The organism is Bacillus manliponensis (assembly GCF_000712595.1).
In the GTDB taxonomy this organism is placed as follows: Bacteria; Bacillota; Bacilli; order Bacillales; family Bacillaceae_G; genus Bacillus_A; species Bacillus_A manliponensis.
The window spans coordinates 58719-73048 of the sequence record NZ_JOTN01000011.1 but is presented as its reverse complement, the minus strand read 5'-3'; the positions used below and the strand labels follow the sequence as shown (position 1 = coordinate 73048).

The 14330-nt window shown below is 36.6% G+C and carries 14 protein-coding genes and 1 pseudogene; 13 read left to right on the top strand and 2 right to left on the bottom strand.

What is annotated here, in order from left to right; all coding sequences use genetic code 11:
- Positions 1-61: 61 nt before the first annotated feature.
- The 5 genes from BAMA_RS13890 (at position 62) to shc (ending at position 4004) form a co-directional block, all read left to right on the top strand.
- Positions 62-196 carry a hypothetical protein gene (locus tag BAMA_RS13890; protein WP_034639991.1) on the top strand — a complete coding sequence of 45 codons (135 nt, stop codon included), beginning with the start codon at positions 62-64 and terminating at the stop codon, positions 194-196.
- A gap of 67 nt (positions 197-263) precedes the next feature.
- Positions 264-515, top strand: coding sequence for a DUF1294 domain-containing protein (locus BAMA_RS13885; protein WP_034639989.1), 252 nt, complete (start codon positions 264-266; stop codon positions 513-515).
- A gap of 77 nt (positions 516-592) precedes the next feature.
- The gene (rarD, locus tag BAMA_RS13880; protein WP_034639987.1) at positions 593-1522 is read left to right on the top strand and encodes an EamA family transporter RarD; all 930 of its coding nucleotides are present in this window, start codon (positions 593-595) and stop codon (positions 1520-1522) included.
- A gap of 79 nt (positions 1523-1601) precedes the next feature.
- Entirely contained in the window at positions 1602-2027 is a 426-nt protein-coding gene (locus BAMA_RS13875; RefSeq protein WP_034639986.1) for a divergent PAP2 family protein, read from the top strand.
- A 117-nt stretch (positions 2028-2144) separates the two neighbouring features.
- Positions 2145-4004 carry a squalene--hopene cyclase gene (gene shc, locus BAMA_RS13870; RefSeq protein WP_034639985.1) on the top strand — a complete coding sequence of 620 codons (1860 nt, stop codon included), beginning with the start codon at positions 2145-2147 and terminating at the stop codon, positions 4002-4004.
- Positions 4005-4023: 19 nt separating this feature from the next.
- Here the strand turns inward: shc and BAMA_RS13865 are convergent, their stop codons facing one another.
- Complete coding sequence (locus tag BAMA_RS13865) at positions 4024-4173, bottom strand: YfhD family protein (protein WP_034639984.1); 150 nt, start codon at positions 4171-4173, stop codon at positions 4024-4026.
- A gap of 137 nt (positions 4174-4310) precedes the next feature.
- On the opposite strand from BAMA_RS13865, the pseudogene BAMA_RS23535 reads away from it, so the two are divergent.
- From BAMA_RS23535 to fabG, 3 genes and pseudogenes are all read left to right on the top strand, one after another.
- Positions 4311-4910, top strand: a pseudogene (locus BAMA_RS23535) (IS607 family transposase).
- Positions 4907-6058 carry an RNA-guided endonuclease InsQ/TnpB family protein gene (locus BAMA_RS13855; RefSeq protein ID WP_034639978.1) on the top strand — a complete coding sequence of 384 codons (1152 nt, stop codon included), beginning with the start codon at positions 4907-4909 and terminating at the stop codon, positions 6056-6058. Before BAMA_RS23535 ends, BAMA_RS13855 begins: the two are co-directional and overlap by 4 nt.
- Before the next feature lie 206 nt (positions 6059-6264).
- Entirely contained in the window at positions 6265-7005 is a 741-nt protein-coding gene (gene fabG / locus BAMA_RS13850) for a 3-oxoacyl-ACP reductase FabG (protein WP_034639976.1), read from the top strand.
- Between the two features lie 37 nt (positions 7006-7042).
- On the opposite strand, the gene BAMA_RS13845 is transcribed toward fabG, so the two are convergent.
- Complete coding sequence (locus BAMA_RS13845) at positions 7043-8527, bottom strand: aldehyde dehydrogenase family protein (protein WP_034639974.1); 1485 nt, start codon at positions 8525-8527, stop codon at positions 7043-7045.
- A gap of 275 nt (positions 8528-8802) precedes the next feature.
- Between BAMA_RS13845 and BAMA_RS13840 the strand changes: the two genes are divergently transcribed.
- The 5 genes from BAMA_RS13840 (at position 8803) to BAMA_RS13820 (ending at position 14314) form a co-directional block, all read left to right on the top strand.
- Positions 8803-9081, top strand: coding sequence for a YhdT family protein (locus BAMA_RS13840; protein ID WP_034639973.1), 279 nt, complete (start codon positions 8803-8805; stop codon positions 9079-9081).
- A 2-nt stretch (positions 9082-9083) separates the two neighbouring features.
- A complete protein-coding gene (gene panF, locus BAMA_RS13835; protein WP_034639971.1) occupies positions 9084-10526 on the top strand; it encodes a sodium/pantothenate symporter in 1443 nt (480 codons plus the stop codon).
- A gap of 225 nt (positions 10527-10751) precedes the next feature.
- Positions 10752-11699: a nucleoside hydrolase gene (locus tag BAMA_RS13830; protein ID WP_034639970.1), complete on the top strand. Its 948-nt coding sequence runs from the start codon at positions 10752-10754 to the stop codon at positions 11697-11699.
- Positions 11700-11811: 112 nt separating this feature from the next.
- Positions 11812-13302 (top strand): argininosuccinate lyase, encoded by a 1491-nt coding sequence (gene argH, locus BAMA_RS13825; protein WP_034639968.1) that lies wholly within the window; start codon positions 11812-11814, stop codon positions 13300-13302.
- A 160-nt stretch (positions 13303-13462) separates the two neighbouring features.
- Positions 13463-14314, top strand: coding sequence for a GNAT family N-acetyltransferase (locus BAMA_RS13820; protein WP_034639966.1), 852 nt, complete (start codon positions 13463-13465; stop codon positions 14312-14314).
- The last annotated feature ends 16 nt before the right edge of the window (positions 14315-14330 follow it).

Sequence of the window (14330 nt, the reverse complement as noted above, 5' to 3'; positions counted from 1 at the left end):
GGAATGGTTAAGAAGGGTATATCCTAATTCATTTGTATCATTTAGAAAAGAGGGATTTCTCGTGCCATTTCTCGGAAGTGTGTATCAAGTATTTGGCTTGTATCCAGAAGTGTACCATGCGATGATTTGCATGGAGATGAAAGATGAAGAATGCGAAAGTGATGAGAAAAAAGAAGAATCACATACGGAAAAATAAAAGCATGCAGAGCGTTCTGTATGCTTTTTTTATGATACAATATTGCGTTAGATAGGGAGTGAGAAACATGGAATGGATGTATTTAATTGGTATTAATATCATTGCATTTATTATGATGGGTCGTGATAAACGAAAGGCGAAGAAGAAGGAATGGCGCACATCAGAAAATATGTTGTTTTTCGTAGCAGCAATCGGCGGCGCAATTGGTGCTTGGCTAGGGATGTATGTCTTTCGGCATAAAACAAATAAATATAAATTTATGATTGGCATGCCTTTGCTTGCTATAGTTGTCTCCTATATAAGCTGGTTATTACTGTAAAACAAATTTGTTTTCTTTTCACTTTATTCATTATATGATGGAGAAAACTTTATAAATAGTGGAAAAGAGGAGAACAGATGGAGAGTCAAAAACAGGGGATTATGTATGCGGCTTTGGCATATATGATGTGGGGGATTCTACCTGTCTATTGGAAGTTACTTGATGTTGTTTCAGCAGAAGAGATTTTAGCACATCGTGTGATTTGGGCTTTTGCATTTATGTTACTTGTTTTATTTATTGCTGGTCGACTTCGAGAGTTTACACGTGAATTTGTGGCTCTTTTTAAACGTCCTAAATTATTCATCTCATTAACAATTGCTTCAGTTTTAATTAGCGGTAACTGGTTTGTGTACATATGGGCGGTCAATCATAATCATATGATTGAAGCAAGTCTTGGTTACTACATTAATCCGCTCGTTAGCATTTTGCTAGGAACAATCGTTTTAAAAGAGAAGTTGAATTTTTGGCAGTATGTCGCAGTTGGATTGGCGTTTATTGGAGTTATGATTCTTACATTTCGTTACGGATCTATTCCGTGGATTGCGCTGTCACTTGCGCTTACATTTGCACTATACGGTTTATCGAAAAAAATGTTGAATTATGATGCAATGACTGGCTTGACACTTGAAACAATGTTAGTAACGCCTGCTGCACTTCTATATGTATTAATGCTTACTAAACAAGGTGTTGTGTCGTTTGGAACACTTTCGGTCACAACGACGCTTTTACTTATGGGCGCAGGTATTGTAACGGCATTACCGCTTTTTTACTTTGCAAAAGGAGCGAAATTAATACCATTATATATGATTGGCTTTTTGCAATATATTTCACCAACAATTAATTTACTGTTAGCACTCTTTGTATTTGGTGAACATTTTACAGCCGCTCACATGACTGCTTTTATTTTTATATGGATTGCGTTACTCATATTTTCAGCGGCAAAGACGAAATTTATGTTAAGTAGACAACCAAGATTTATAAAAAATAAATCTGCAAAAGTTTCGTAAAAAGCGTAGTATTTTCTACGCTTTTTTCTTTATACTTTACATATAGGGAATTTCCATTATAGGCGGTGAGGTGCAAGCGATGGAAACAATTTTACATAATGCGCCATTAATGGCAGCTATTTTAGCTTGGTTTTTGGCGCAGCTTACAAAAGTTATTTTTAAGCTTTTCAAAGAACGAGAATTTGATTTTGCGCAGTTTTTTGCTTCTGGTGGTATGCCAAGTTCACATTCTTCAACAGTTACAGCACTTGCCGCAGGAGTGGGGATGGAAGAAGGGGTTGCAAGTTCGATATTTGCAGTAGCAGCTATTTTTGCAATTATTGTAATGTATGATGCTTCAGGAGTGAGGCTTGCTGTAAGTAAACAAGCAAAAATTTTAAATGATTTTTTTCATGGTAGACAAACGAATTATAAAAAATTAAATGAATTAGTAGGGCATACTCCTTATCAAGTGGTGGTAGGAGCGATTTTAGGTATCGTTGTTGGTGTGTCATATTGTTTATAGGCAAAGTGAGTATTTTTATCACTTTGCCTTTTTGTACATAAGGCTGTACAAAACATATTTAATCTGGATACAGAATATCGTATACGGATGGTAACTTTACGAAGTGAGGTGAGGGCCATGTTGCTATATGATAAAGTAAAGCATGAAGTAGAGCGCCGCATTACAGCACTTCGTACGATGCAACGTAGTGACGGTACGTGGCGGTTTTGTTTTGAAGGGTCGCCTCTTACAGATTGCTGGATGATTTTATTACTCCGTTTATTGCAAAGACATGATGAAATCGAGCCTTTTGTAGAAAGGTTAGTTTCAATGCAAACGAATCACGGAACATGGAAATTGTATGAGGATGAACCAGTCGGTCATTTATCAACAACGATTGATATATATACGGCATTATTAGCTTCGAATTACTATAGAAAAGAAGATTATAATATGAAGCGTGCAGAAGCATTTATTTCTCATGAGGGGGGAATTGCAAACGCTCATTTTATGACGAAATTTATGTTAGCTGTACATGGGCAATATAAATACCCCTCGCTGTTTTATTTACCGACACCAATTTTATTTTTACCAGATGAATCACCGCTGAGTATATATCAAATTAGTAGTTCGGCACGCATTCATCTCATTCCGATGGCGCTTTGTATGAATAAACGTTTTTCAGTTCAACGAGGCATACTGCCGAACATGAACTATATTATAGGGAAAAGTAATGGGAGTTGGTTTCGTGAGGAACGTTCGTCTCTACTAGAAACGATGGTAGCTGGTGTGAAAAACATTGTTCAGTATCCATTATCTCTCCACCATAAAGGATATAAAGCAGCCGAACGTTTTATGATGGAGAGACTTGAACAAAATGGTCTACTTTATAGTTATGCAAGTTCAACATTTTACATGATTTATGCACTATTAGCACTTGGTCATTCTACTCAGTCCCCGGTTATTATATCTGCTCTTCGAGGGTTGCAATCTTATGTATGGAACACAAAAGTTGGTGCACATGTTCAAAACTCTCCATCAACTATATGGGATACAGCATTATTTAGCTATGCATTACAAGAAGCCGGAGTAGCACCAGAAGATCCACTTATTCAAGGAGCGAATGAATATTTAATAAGGAAACAGCATTCACGTTACGGTGACTGGCATATAAACGCACCGACGCTCTCTCCTGGTGGCTGGGGATTTTCAGATGTAAATACAACAATTCCGGATTGTGATGATACAACGGCAGTTCTTCGTTCACTGACTGAGATGGCTAAAAAAGATAGGAAGGGAAAACAAGCTTGGGATAAAGGGATAGATTGGGTAACAGGGCTTCAAAATAAAGATGGTGGCTGGGGAGCGTTTGAAAAAGGAGTGACATCGCATCTGTTTGAGCATGTGCCGCTAGAAAATGCAAAAGATATGATGACAGATCCATCTACAGCAGATATAACAGGGCGAGTGTTGGAGTTTTTTGGTACGTATGCACCTAATAAATTATTAGATGAAAATCGTAACAGAGCAATTAGATGGCTAATTGAAAATCAAGAAAACAATGGATCGTGGTATGGAAAATGGGGTGTTTGCTACATTTATGGAACGTGGGCAGCTATCACTGGATTACGTGCTGTTCATGTATCACCCGAACATCCTGGTTTGCAAAAGGCGATTCAATGGCTCGAAGCTATCCAGAACCGCGATGGTGGCTGGGGAGAATCTTGTAGAAGTAGCAAAGAGAAGCGGTATATCGCTTTGCCATTTAGTACCCCATCGCAAACGGCTTGGGCGTTAGATGCTCTTATTTCATTTTACGATAAGGAAACACCTTCAATTCAAAAGGGGATTCATTATTTAATAGAACATTCCTTACAGCACCGGGAGTATCCAACTGGAACCGGTCTTCCGGGGAGTTTCTATATTCATTATCATAGTTACCATCGCTTATTTCCACTTTTAACTTTTGCGCATTATATAAAAAAATATAAAAAATAAACCGAGGGAGTTCCTCGGTTTATTTTTTGTTTGATTGGCGTTGTTGTCTTGCGTCTGCAGCATTTGCGCGTGCTTGTGCTTCTAAATCATCTTGATCAGCAAGTTCTTGAGAAAATTCTACATCAATGCCATCAGATAGTTTATTTTGCTGCAAGCTTTTTTTCTTCATGTTTGTACAATCTCCTTGTATTAAGCTACGTTGCAAATATAGTGTGAGACATATTGTCTTTTTTTATTCAAAAAAGGAGATGATTAACAGTAACCTAAAATACAGACAAATATAAGCATAAGTAGTAAAATATACCTATGAAACAGTATAAACCAAAAGAATTTGCAAAAATGATCAATGTGTTTGTCAGAACACCACAAAGATGGGATAACGAAGGTACATTAACTGCTTACCGAAACCCAAAAGGAAGAAGATACTATACAGATAAATAGTATAGAACTTATATGGGTATTCAAGAAGAAAATAAAGTAGGTAAGACCGTTATTTACACGAGAGTATCCAATCAAGGACAAAAAGATGACTTAGAAAACCAAATTGAGTTTTTAAAAACATTTGCTAACGCACGAGGAATCATTGTTAATGAAGTGATTACGGATATTGGCAGTGGATGAAATTATAACAGAAAACAGTGGAACAAACTGTTTGATAGTTGTGTGGAAGGTGAAGTTCCGACAATTATTATCGCGCACAAAGATAGATTTGTTCGTTTTGGCTATGATTGGTTTGAAAAGTTTCTTCGTAAATTAGGTGTGGAAATCGTTGTTGTTAATAATGAGAAGTTATCCCCTCAAGAAGAACTGGTTCAAGGCTTGATATCTATCGTCCATGTATTCAGTTGCAGAATATATGGATTGAGAAAATACAAAAAGAAAATGTCGGAGGATAAAGAGTTATGAAAAAGGCGTACTTTATTGAAATGAAACCGACAAATGAACAAATAACCAAAATCAATCAAACTATTGGAGTGTGTAGATACGTTTACAATCTATACCTTTCTAAAAACAAAGAGATTTACGAAAAAGAAGGTAAGTTTATCGGGGGTTATGATTTTTTCAAGTGGTTAAATAATGAATATACAAAAGCACATGACCTGTGGATTAAAGAAGTATCAAGTAAGGCTGTTAAACAAGCTATTATGAATGCTGATAATACTTTTAAGAAATTTTTCAAGGGAACGTCTAAATTTCCACGATATAAGAAAAAGAAGAAGCAAGATGTTAAGTGCTATTTCCCGAAAAACAAAAAAACAGATTGGACAATAGAAAGACATAGAATAAAAATACCTACAATTGGTTGGGTAAGATTAAAAGAATATGGGTATGTTCCAAGAGATGCAGTAGTAAAAAGTGGAACAGTGTCTCAAAGAGCAGGAAGGTATTACGTGTCTGTTCTATGTGAAGTGTTCAAACAAAATAATCAAAATAATACGAATGCTGGAATTGGTGTTGATTTAGGTATAAAAGAGTTTGCTATATGTAGTAATGGCAAACCATACAAGAATATTAATAAAACTTTAACAGTAAGAAAGCTAGAAAAGAAATTGAAACGTGAACAACGCTCTTTATCACGAAAATATGAAAATCTAAAAAAGAGAGGTGAAAAAACTGTTGCTAAAAGAGCAAATATAAACAAAAACATTTTTAGAGTACAAAAATTACATGCGCGGCTATCTAACATACGAGTAGAGTACGCAAAATCGGTTGTGAATACGTTGGTGAAAACCAAGCCGATGTATATCACAATAGAGGATTTGAATGTAAAAGGTATGTTAAAGAATAGGCACTTGTCCAAAGCAGTAGCACAACAATGCTTTTACACTTTTAAAACATGGTTACTGTCTAAATGTAAGCAGCAAGGAATTGAATTACGCCAAGTAGATAAGTTTTATCTGTCTTCTAAATTATGCTCATGTTGCGGTCAAAAGAAAGTTGATTTAAATCTATCAGACAGATTGTATACATGCGATTGTGGAAACATTATGGACAGGGATTTAAACGCTTCTATCAACCTTTTACAAGCAAAAGAGTATACCATACTCACTTAAAAGAGTAGGTATATATGTACGGTGGGCTACATCGGAATTTACGCCTGCGGAGAACTATACAAACGATAATAGCGAGCGTTTGGCGAGGTCGGGTTCGTAGAAGCAGGAAAACTCTAAAAATGTATATTTGTCTATGTTTTTAGTAGCAGTTGCCTACATATCGATTGAAATATATATAGTAATGTGTCAAAAAATGGAGGATGAACATGAACATTTTACAGAACAAAGTAGCTGTTGTAACTGGAGCGGCACAAGGTTTGGGAAAAGAAATTGCAAATACGCTTGCATCACTTGGAGCTTCTGTTGTCATAAGTGACGTAAATGAAAAAGCATTACAGGAAACACAGGCAGAGTTTAGCAGGAAAGGCTATGATGTATCTTTGTATGTTTGTAATGTTGGGGATTCTCAAGAAGCGATGACATTAATAAAGCATGCTATCGAAGTGTATGGGTCACTACATATTTTAGTAAATAATGCTGGGATTACGAGAGATAGTATGTTACATAAGATGGAGCATACAGCATGGGAACAAGTTATAAATGTTAACTTAACAGGAGTATTTCATTGCATACAACCAGCGCTTATGTATATGCGAGAACAAAAATATGGTCGCATTATTAATATTTCGTCTGTTAGTTGGCAAGGGAATGTTGGGCAAGCAAATTATGCAGCGGCGAAAGCTGGTGTGATTGGTTTAACGAAAACAGTATCAAAAGAAGCCGGAAGTTTTGGAATCACATGTAACGCAATTTGTCCAGGATTTATGGATACAAGTATGACAAAGACGATACCGGATAAAGTGAAAGAGAAGATGATAGGGGCAATTCCAGTAGGAAGGATTGGTACGCCACAAGATGTTGCGAATGCAGTGGCTTTTTTAGCTTCAGACTATGCTTCATACATTACAGGAGACGTCATCAATGTAAGCGGTGGCTTACAAATATAGAAAAAGTGACTTTGCCTCGGGGCAAAGTCACTTTTTCTTAGTTTAAGCTAATCCAAACGCTTTTTACTTCTGTGTAGTTATCTAATGCATAAGAACCCATTTCACGACCTAGGCCAGATTGTTTATATCCACCAAACGGAGAAGCTGCATCAAATACGTTATAGCAGTTTACCCATACAGTACCTGCACGTACTTTACTTGCAACATAGTGTGCATTCTTTAAGTTTTCTGTCCAAACACCTGCAGCAAGACCAAATTCAGTTTTATTTGCACGTTCAATTACTTCATCGATATCATCGAACGGCATCGCTGCAACGACGGGACCGAAAATTTCTTCTTTTGCAATTGTCATTTCATCACTAACGTTTGCAAATACTGTTGGTGCAACGAAGTAGCCTTGCTCATATGGTTTCTTTCCACCAATGACAACTTCGGCGCCTTCAGCTGTACCTTTTTCAATGTACCCCATTACACGGTTTTGTTGTTCTTGTGATACAAGTGGACCGATATTTGTTTCTGGGTTTAGTCCAGCGCCTTGTTTTAAGTTTTTCGCATATAATGCAAGGTCAGCTACAACGTTATCATACATTTTCTTTGGAATATATAAGCGAGAACCTGCGCAACATACTTGTCCTTGGTTAAACATAATACCAGAAAGAGCGGCTGGAATCGCGCGAGATAAGTCTGCATCAGGTAAAATGATGTTTGGAGACTTACCACCTAATTCTAACGTTACACGTTTTAATGAATTAGAAGCTTCTTTCATAATATGTTTTCCAACTGCTGTAGATCCTGTAAACGCAATTTTATCAACAAGTGGATGTGTGATAAGAGCTTGTCCAGCTATTTCACCATATCCAGGTACGATATTGACAACGCCTTTTGGGAATCCAGCTTCTTCCATTAATTCAGCTAAGTATAATGCAGAAAGTGGTGTTTGCTCAGCTGGTTTTAATACGATTGTACATCCTGTTGCAAGAGCTGCACCAAGCTTCCACATTGCCATAAGAAGTGGGAAGTTCCAAGGGATAATTTGTGCAACAACACCAACTGGTTCATGGCGTGTATAATTGAAGTATTCGCCAGAGACAGGAATTGTTTGTCCAACTAATTTCGTAGCCCATCCAGCATAATAACGCATATGTTCAATTGCAAGCGGTAGGTCCGCGTTCATTGTTTCTTGAATTGGTTTTCCGTTATCTAATGTTTCAAGTTGTGCTAATTCTTCTTTATGTTCTTCCATTAAATCGGCAAGCTTATACATAAGACGGCTTCGTTCAGCGGCGCTCATACGTGACCAAGGTCCTTCATCAAATGCTTGGCGAGCTGCAATAACAGCTTTATGAATATCTTCGCGTCCAGCTTCTGCAACAATTGCTAACGTTTCGCCTGTTGCAGGGTTAGGTGTTGTGAAAGTTTTACCGGAAGCGCTTTCGATGAAAGCTCCATTTACATATAACTTTTTTGTTCCTTGTAAAAACTTTTCGACTTTTTCATGAAGATTCATAGCTAATTGACTCATCGTATAACCCCCTAAATATTTTATAAATACAGTGTAACTGTACTTATTTCAAAACAAATACAACACAGAGTGCACGAAATGGAATTTTGTACACCTATTTCTAATAATAGGGAAAAATATTTTTAATTTCAATTTTCAATTATATTACAAAATTCTCTCTATTGTAATATAATTGAAATTTTTTTGTTATTTGTAAATTGTTTCTTTTTCTTTTTATTGGGAAAAATATCGGCAATAATGGTACAATTATAAATTGCGAGAGGGGTGAGAAAAAGGTGAATAAATATCATGAAGATCCACGTTTTCGTATTGCACATCGTGAAGCGTGGATGGGACTTGGACTTGTTATCATTAATTTTATTATTTGGTTTGGATTTGCTTATGGATTAGGGAGTCAAAATCCGGCGCACTATACATATGTATTTGGTTTTCCAGCATGGTTTTTTTATAGCTGTATTGTTGGGTTTTTCGTTATGATTAGTCTTGTAACACTTGTTGTGCGATTTGTGTTTCAAGATATACCGCTGGATGAGCAAGAAAAAGGTGAGGAATGAATATGAACTGGTATGTAATAATTCCAATGATGGCATCATTCATCATTGTCTTTTTAATTGGTATATATGCGTCTCGGAGTGTACAAAGGACAGTACATCATGAGTTTTTGCAGGAATATTTTCTTGGTGGACGTAATCTCGGTGGGCTATTACTAGCAATGACCATGATTGCAACCTACGGTAGTGCGAGTAGTTTTATAGGTGGACCTGGAATTGCATATAATATGGGGCTTGGCTGGGTGCTCTTATCAGCTATTCAAATTGTAACAGGTTACATTGTTTTAACAGTACTTGGTAAGAAGTTTGCAATTATTGCGAGAAAGATGAAAGCCATTACACTTGTTGATTATTTAAAAGGACGGTATGACAATAAAGCTGTTGTTATTTTGTCAGCAATATGTATCATTGTGTTCTTGTTTTCAGCTACTGTAGCACAATGGGTTGGCGGTGGTCGTTTAATTGAATCGTTAACAGGATTATCGTATACAACATCGTTATTTTTATTTACTTTTTTTGTACTTATTTACGTTTTAATTGGTGGTTTCCGTGCTGTTGCGATATCTGATACAATACTTGGCATTATTATGCTAGTTGGTACGACAATGATTTTAATTGCAACTATCATAGCTGGTGGCGGCGTTGCAAACATTATACAAGAACTTGTACAAGTGAATCCAAACTTAGTAACCCCATTTGGCGCAGATGGTAGTTTAACAAAAACATATGTTACATCATTTTGGGTTTTAATTGGAGTAGGGGTAGTCGGTTTACCACAAATTAGTGTAAGAGCGATGTCTTATAAAAACTCAAAAGCAATGCATCAAGCGCTAATTATTGGAACAATTGTTGTTGGAACGATTATGATAGGCATGCACCTTACAGGGGTGTTTGCTCGCGTTGTTCTACCAGGTATTGAAGTTCCAGATACAGTTATGCCACTCCTTGCGATGGAAGTATTACCACCATGGCTTGCTGGTGTCTTTCTAGCCGCACCAATGGCAGCGATCATGTCAACGGTAAATTCCTTGTTATTACTTGTAAGTTCAGCTGTCATTAAAGATATTTATGTCAATTACATAAATGAAAAAGCATCTCATCAGGCTGTGAAAAAAGGGACATTATGGGTTACTGGTATTATCGGATTACTCGTATATGTAGCAGCGATGAAGCCACCTGACTTTTTAATTTGGTTAAATTTATTTTCATTTGGTGGATTAGAAGCAGCCTTTATTTGGCCAATTGTATTAGGATTATATTGGCGGAAGGGAAATGCGACAGGGGCACTTTCATCTATTATTGTAGGAGTTGGGTCATATATTGTATGTCACCTTTTCTTCCCAAACTTATTAGGTATGCATACGGTTGTGTTCCCTGTGTTACTTGCGCTTATTGCTTATATAATAGGAAGCATAGTGCATGAATGGAATACGAGTAGAAATAATTAAAAGGAAGCGGATTCGCTTCCTTTTTTTATATAGAGTTAGTTTTTATAGTGTGAGTTTGTATCATCTAAAAATAGTAATGTTTTTATCCCGCATTAACGGGCTGACACTTAGTGGGTGATGAAGAAAACCCACACTGAGTGAAGTTCCACTTTATCCAAAAGAACAGTTTCTATAAAATACGTCTGTATACGTAGTCACATTCATATAGTAATAGCAGCGAATAGGATGGAGTTGAGAGCTGTGAAAAAAGTGTTATTTTTAGGAGATCCGGGAATTGATGACTCGTTAGCAATTATGTATGGACTATTACATCCTAATATTGATATCGTTGGAATTGTAACAGGGTATGGGAATGTTACACAAGAGCAAGCAACGAGCAATGCAGCTTATTTAATGCATTTAGCAGGAAGAGAAGATATCCCAATTATTAATGGGGCAAAAATCCCGTTATCCGGTGAATTTGTGACGTATTATCCTGAAATACATGGAAAGGACGGATTAGGTCCTATACGTCCGCCCAAAACGGTGCAACCCAATATTCAACCGTTTTGTGAAATATTTGAAATCATAAAACGTTATAAAAATGAGCTTATTATTGTTGATGCAGGAAGACCAACAAGTTTAGCTACGGCGTTTATTTTAGGAAGTAATATGATGGAATACGTCAAAGAATACTATATTATGGGAGGGGCCTTCCTTGTGCCAGGGAATGTTACGCCTGTTGCGGAAGCGAACTTTCATGGTGACGCAATAGCAGCGAATTTAGTTATGGAACGTGCTAAAAATGTAACGTTACTGCCGTTAAATGTAACGAGCGAAGCGCTCATAACTTCAGAAACAGTAAAGTATATCACGAAGCATGCGGATACAAGTTTTAGCAAACTAATTAGTCCAATTTTTGAGTATTATTATAAAGCGTACAAAAAGATAAATCCACAATTAACGGGCAGCCCAATCCATGATGTGGTGACAATGATGGCTGTTGTGAATCCATCTTTTGTTGAGTATGTATATAGAAGAGTAGAGGTAGCTGTTGAAGGAATTGCAAAGGGCGAAAGTATTGCTGATTTTCGCTCGAATCCAGATGCTAGTGCGATGAAAAATTGGGTGAGAATTGGATGGGAATTACGATATAAAGAGTTTTTACGAGATTTTGTAGAGACTATGACATGAAACCGAGCTCGAATTTTTATGGGCCCGGTTTTTGTTATGTTATAGCCCGATAGATAAAATTCGATCTGGCCAAACACATTTAAAAAGTTACTGGGTATGATGTTACAAATAGATGAGAGGAGAGCATATCTTGGGGCAGGAAAGTGAAAAGTTTCCGGGAAAGGTCTATGCGGATTGTGTGTTAAAACATGTATTTCAGTTTCAACGTGATTATTTGCTACGTGATATGTTACTTGTGCATCGTGCGCATACAATCATGCTACAGGAAGAAGGGATTATAAAAGAAAGTGATGCAAAATTGATATTAGGTACTTTGAAGAAAGTTGAAACGATTTCATCTAATGAATTGACGTATGGGACGGATTATGAAGATCTTTTCTTTTTAATTGAGCATCATTTACAGAAGGAAGCAAATAGTGATGCAATTAGTAATATGCACATTGGAAAAAGTAGAAATGATATGGGTGTTGCACTGTACCGGATGAGTTTACGAAGATATATATTGCGTTTTGCTGAGCATTTTATGTTACTAAGAGAAAGTATATTGCATATTGCCAAGGAGCATATAGAAACAATTATGCCGGCTTATACGCATACACAACCAGCTCAGCCAACGACGTTTGGGCATTATATGCTGGCTATTTATGACCAGATGGAGCGAGATGCTAAAAGGGTATGGAGAGCGTATGATGCTGTAAATCAGTCACCTCTTGGCGCTGCAGCACTATCAACAACAGGATTTCCGATAAATCGAGAGAGAGTAGCCGCATTGCTTGGTTTTTCTAATATAATAGAAAATTCGTATGATGCTATTGCAAGTGCAGATTACGTATTAGAAACAAGTGCCGCACTTATGATTACAATGACAAATAGTGGCAGGTGGATTCAAGATTTTTTATTATTGGCAACAAAAGAATATAGCGGAATTACGGTTTCAGACGCTTATGTACAAATTAGTAGTATTATGCCACAAAAACGAAATCCAGTTTCAATCGAACATGCTCGTGCTCTTAGTAGCAGCAGTTTTGGGGAAGCATTCACAACGTTTCAAATGATTCATAATACACCGTTTGGAGACATTGTAGATACGGAAGATGATTTGCAACCACATTTATATGCTAGTTTTGAAAAAGGGATTCGTGTATGTAGTGTGATGAATGCTGTAATTCGAACGTTGAAAGTAGAAAAAGCTATTTTACAAGAGCGCGCAACAAAGCATGCAATTACAATTACAGAGCTTGCTGATGTATTGGCAGGTAAATATAATGTACCATTTCGCCAGGCACATCATGTAGCAAGTATGCTTGCAAACATGACTGTGCAAACAAAAAAAGAATTATACGAATGGAGGCTCGTAGATATTAATAAACAGTTACAAAACCAATTAAATGTGATATTAACAGAGGAAGAATGGAGAGATATCGTTTCTCCAAGAGCATTTATTGCAAAGAGAAATGTATATGGTGGTCCAAGTAAAGAACAAATGGAACGGATGGTAAAAGAGCGCATGCAACAATTTGAAAGAGAAGAACACCAACTAGAAAAAGAACGACAGAGAATAAGAGATATTGAAAGTGTAGTAAGAGATATGGAAGTGAATTAAATAAAAATATAAAACTAATGTTTTTATTATAGATGAGTTGGAGTACTTTTGTATTAGGAAAGAATTGTTGTAACAGAAATAGCATGTGGATAAAGGAAGGTTTTTTTATAGAAAGCGAGAATATACCATATATATTTATAAATAGAAAGAAGAGGTTTCAATGGTACAATTACACGTATATACAGACTTTTTACAGTTTAAGCATGATATCCTTCCTTTTTTAATGAAGTATGAACAAGAAAATAATTTAATATTAGGTGTATTGTATTCTCCACAATTGCCATTATTTATGGCGACAGTTGTAAAAGATGGTGACTTAGTAGGCGTGATGTTACAGACACATCCAAGGCAAGTAATTGTATCGAAGCATTTTATCACGTCGGAGGATAGAAAAGAATTTGCAAAGCAGTTATGCATTGCTTATCCGCATATACCAGGGTTAATTGGAGAAAGGGGATTAGTTGAAGATACAGCAAAACAAATAGCAGCTCATTTTAATAAGCAGGTTCGCCTTGGGATGAATCAGTGTATTTATGTGTTACAAACAGTTGAAAAAGAAGCGGGTAATAAAGGGCTATTTTATCAAGTGTTGCCTGAAGAACAGCCAATTATTGAAAAGTGGGTGTATGAGTTTTGCCAAGATGTACACTTACCGACAACGAAAGAAGAAGCAAATGAGAAAGCAGCTGAACTAATTGAAAGCCATCGATTGTTTGGTTGGAGAGTAAACGATGAACTTGTATCCATGGCGGCTGTTACAAGACCAACAGAGAATAATATTACAGTGAACTATGTATATACACCAAAAGAGAAAAGAGGAAGTGGATATGCATCAAGTTGCGTTTCGGCATTAAGTCAACGCATGTTAAATGAAGGGTATAAAACTACTTCATTATATACTGATCTAGCGAATCCGACTTCTAATAAGATTTACCAAAAAATAGGTTATAAGCCGGTCATGGAATCCATCTTGCTATTTTTAGAGGAACATAAGAAAAACTCGTCAGCGTAGACGAGTTTTTCTTATG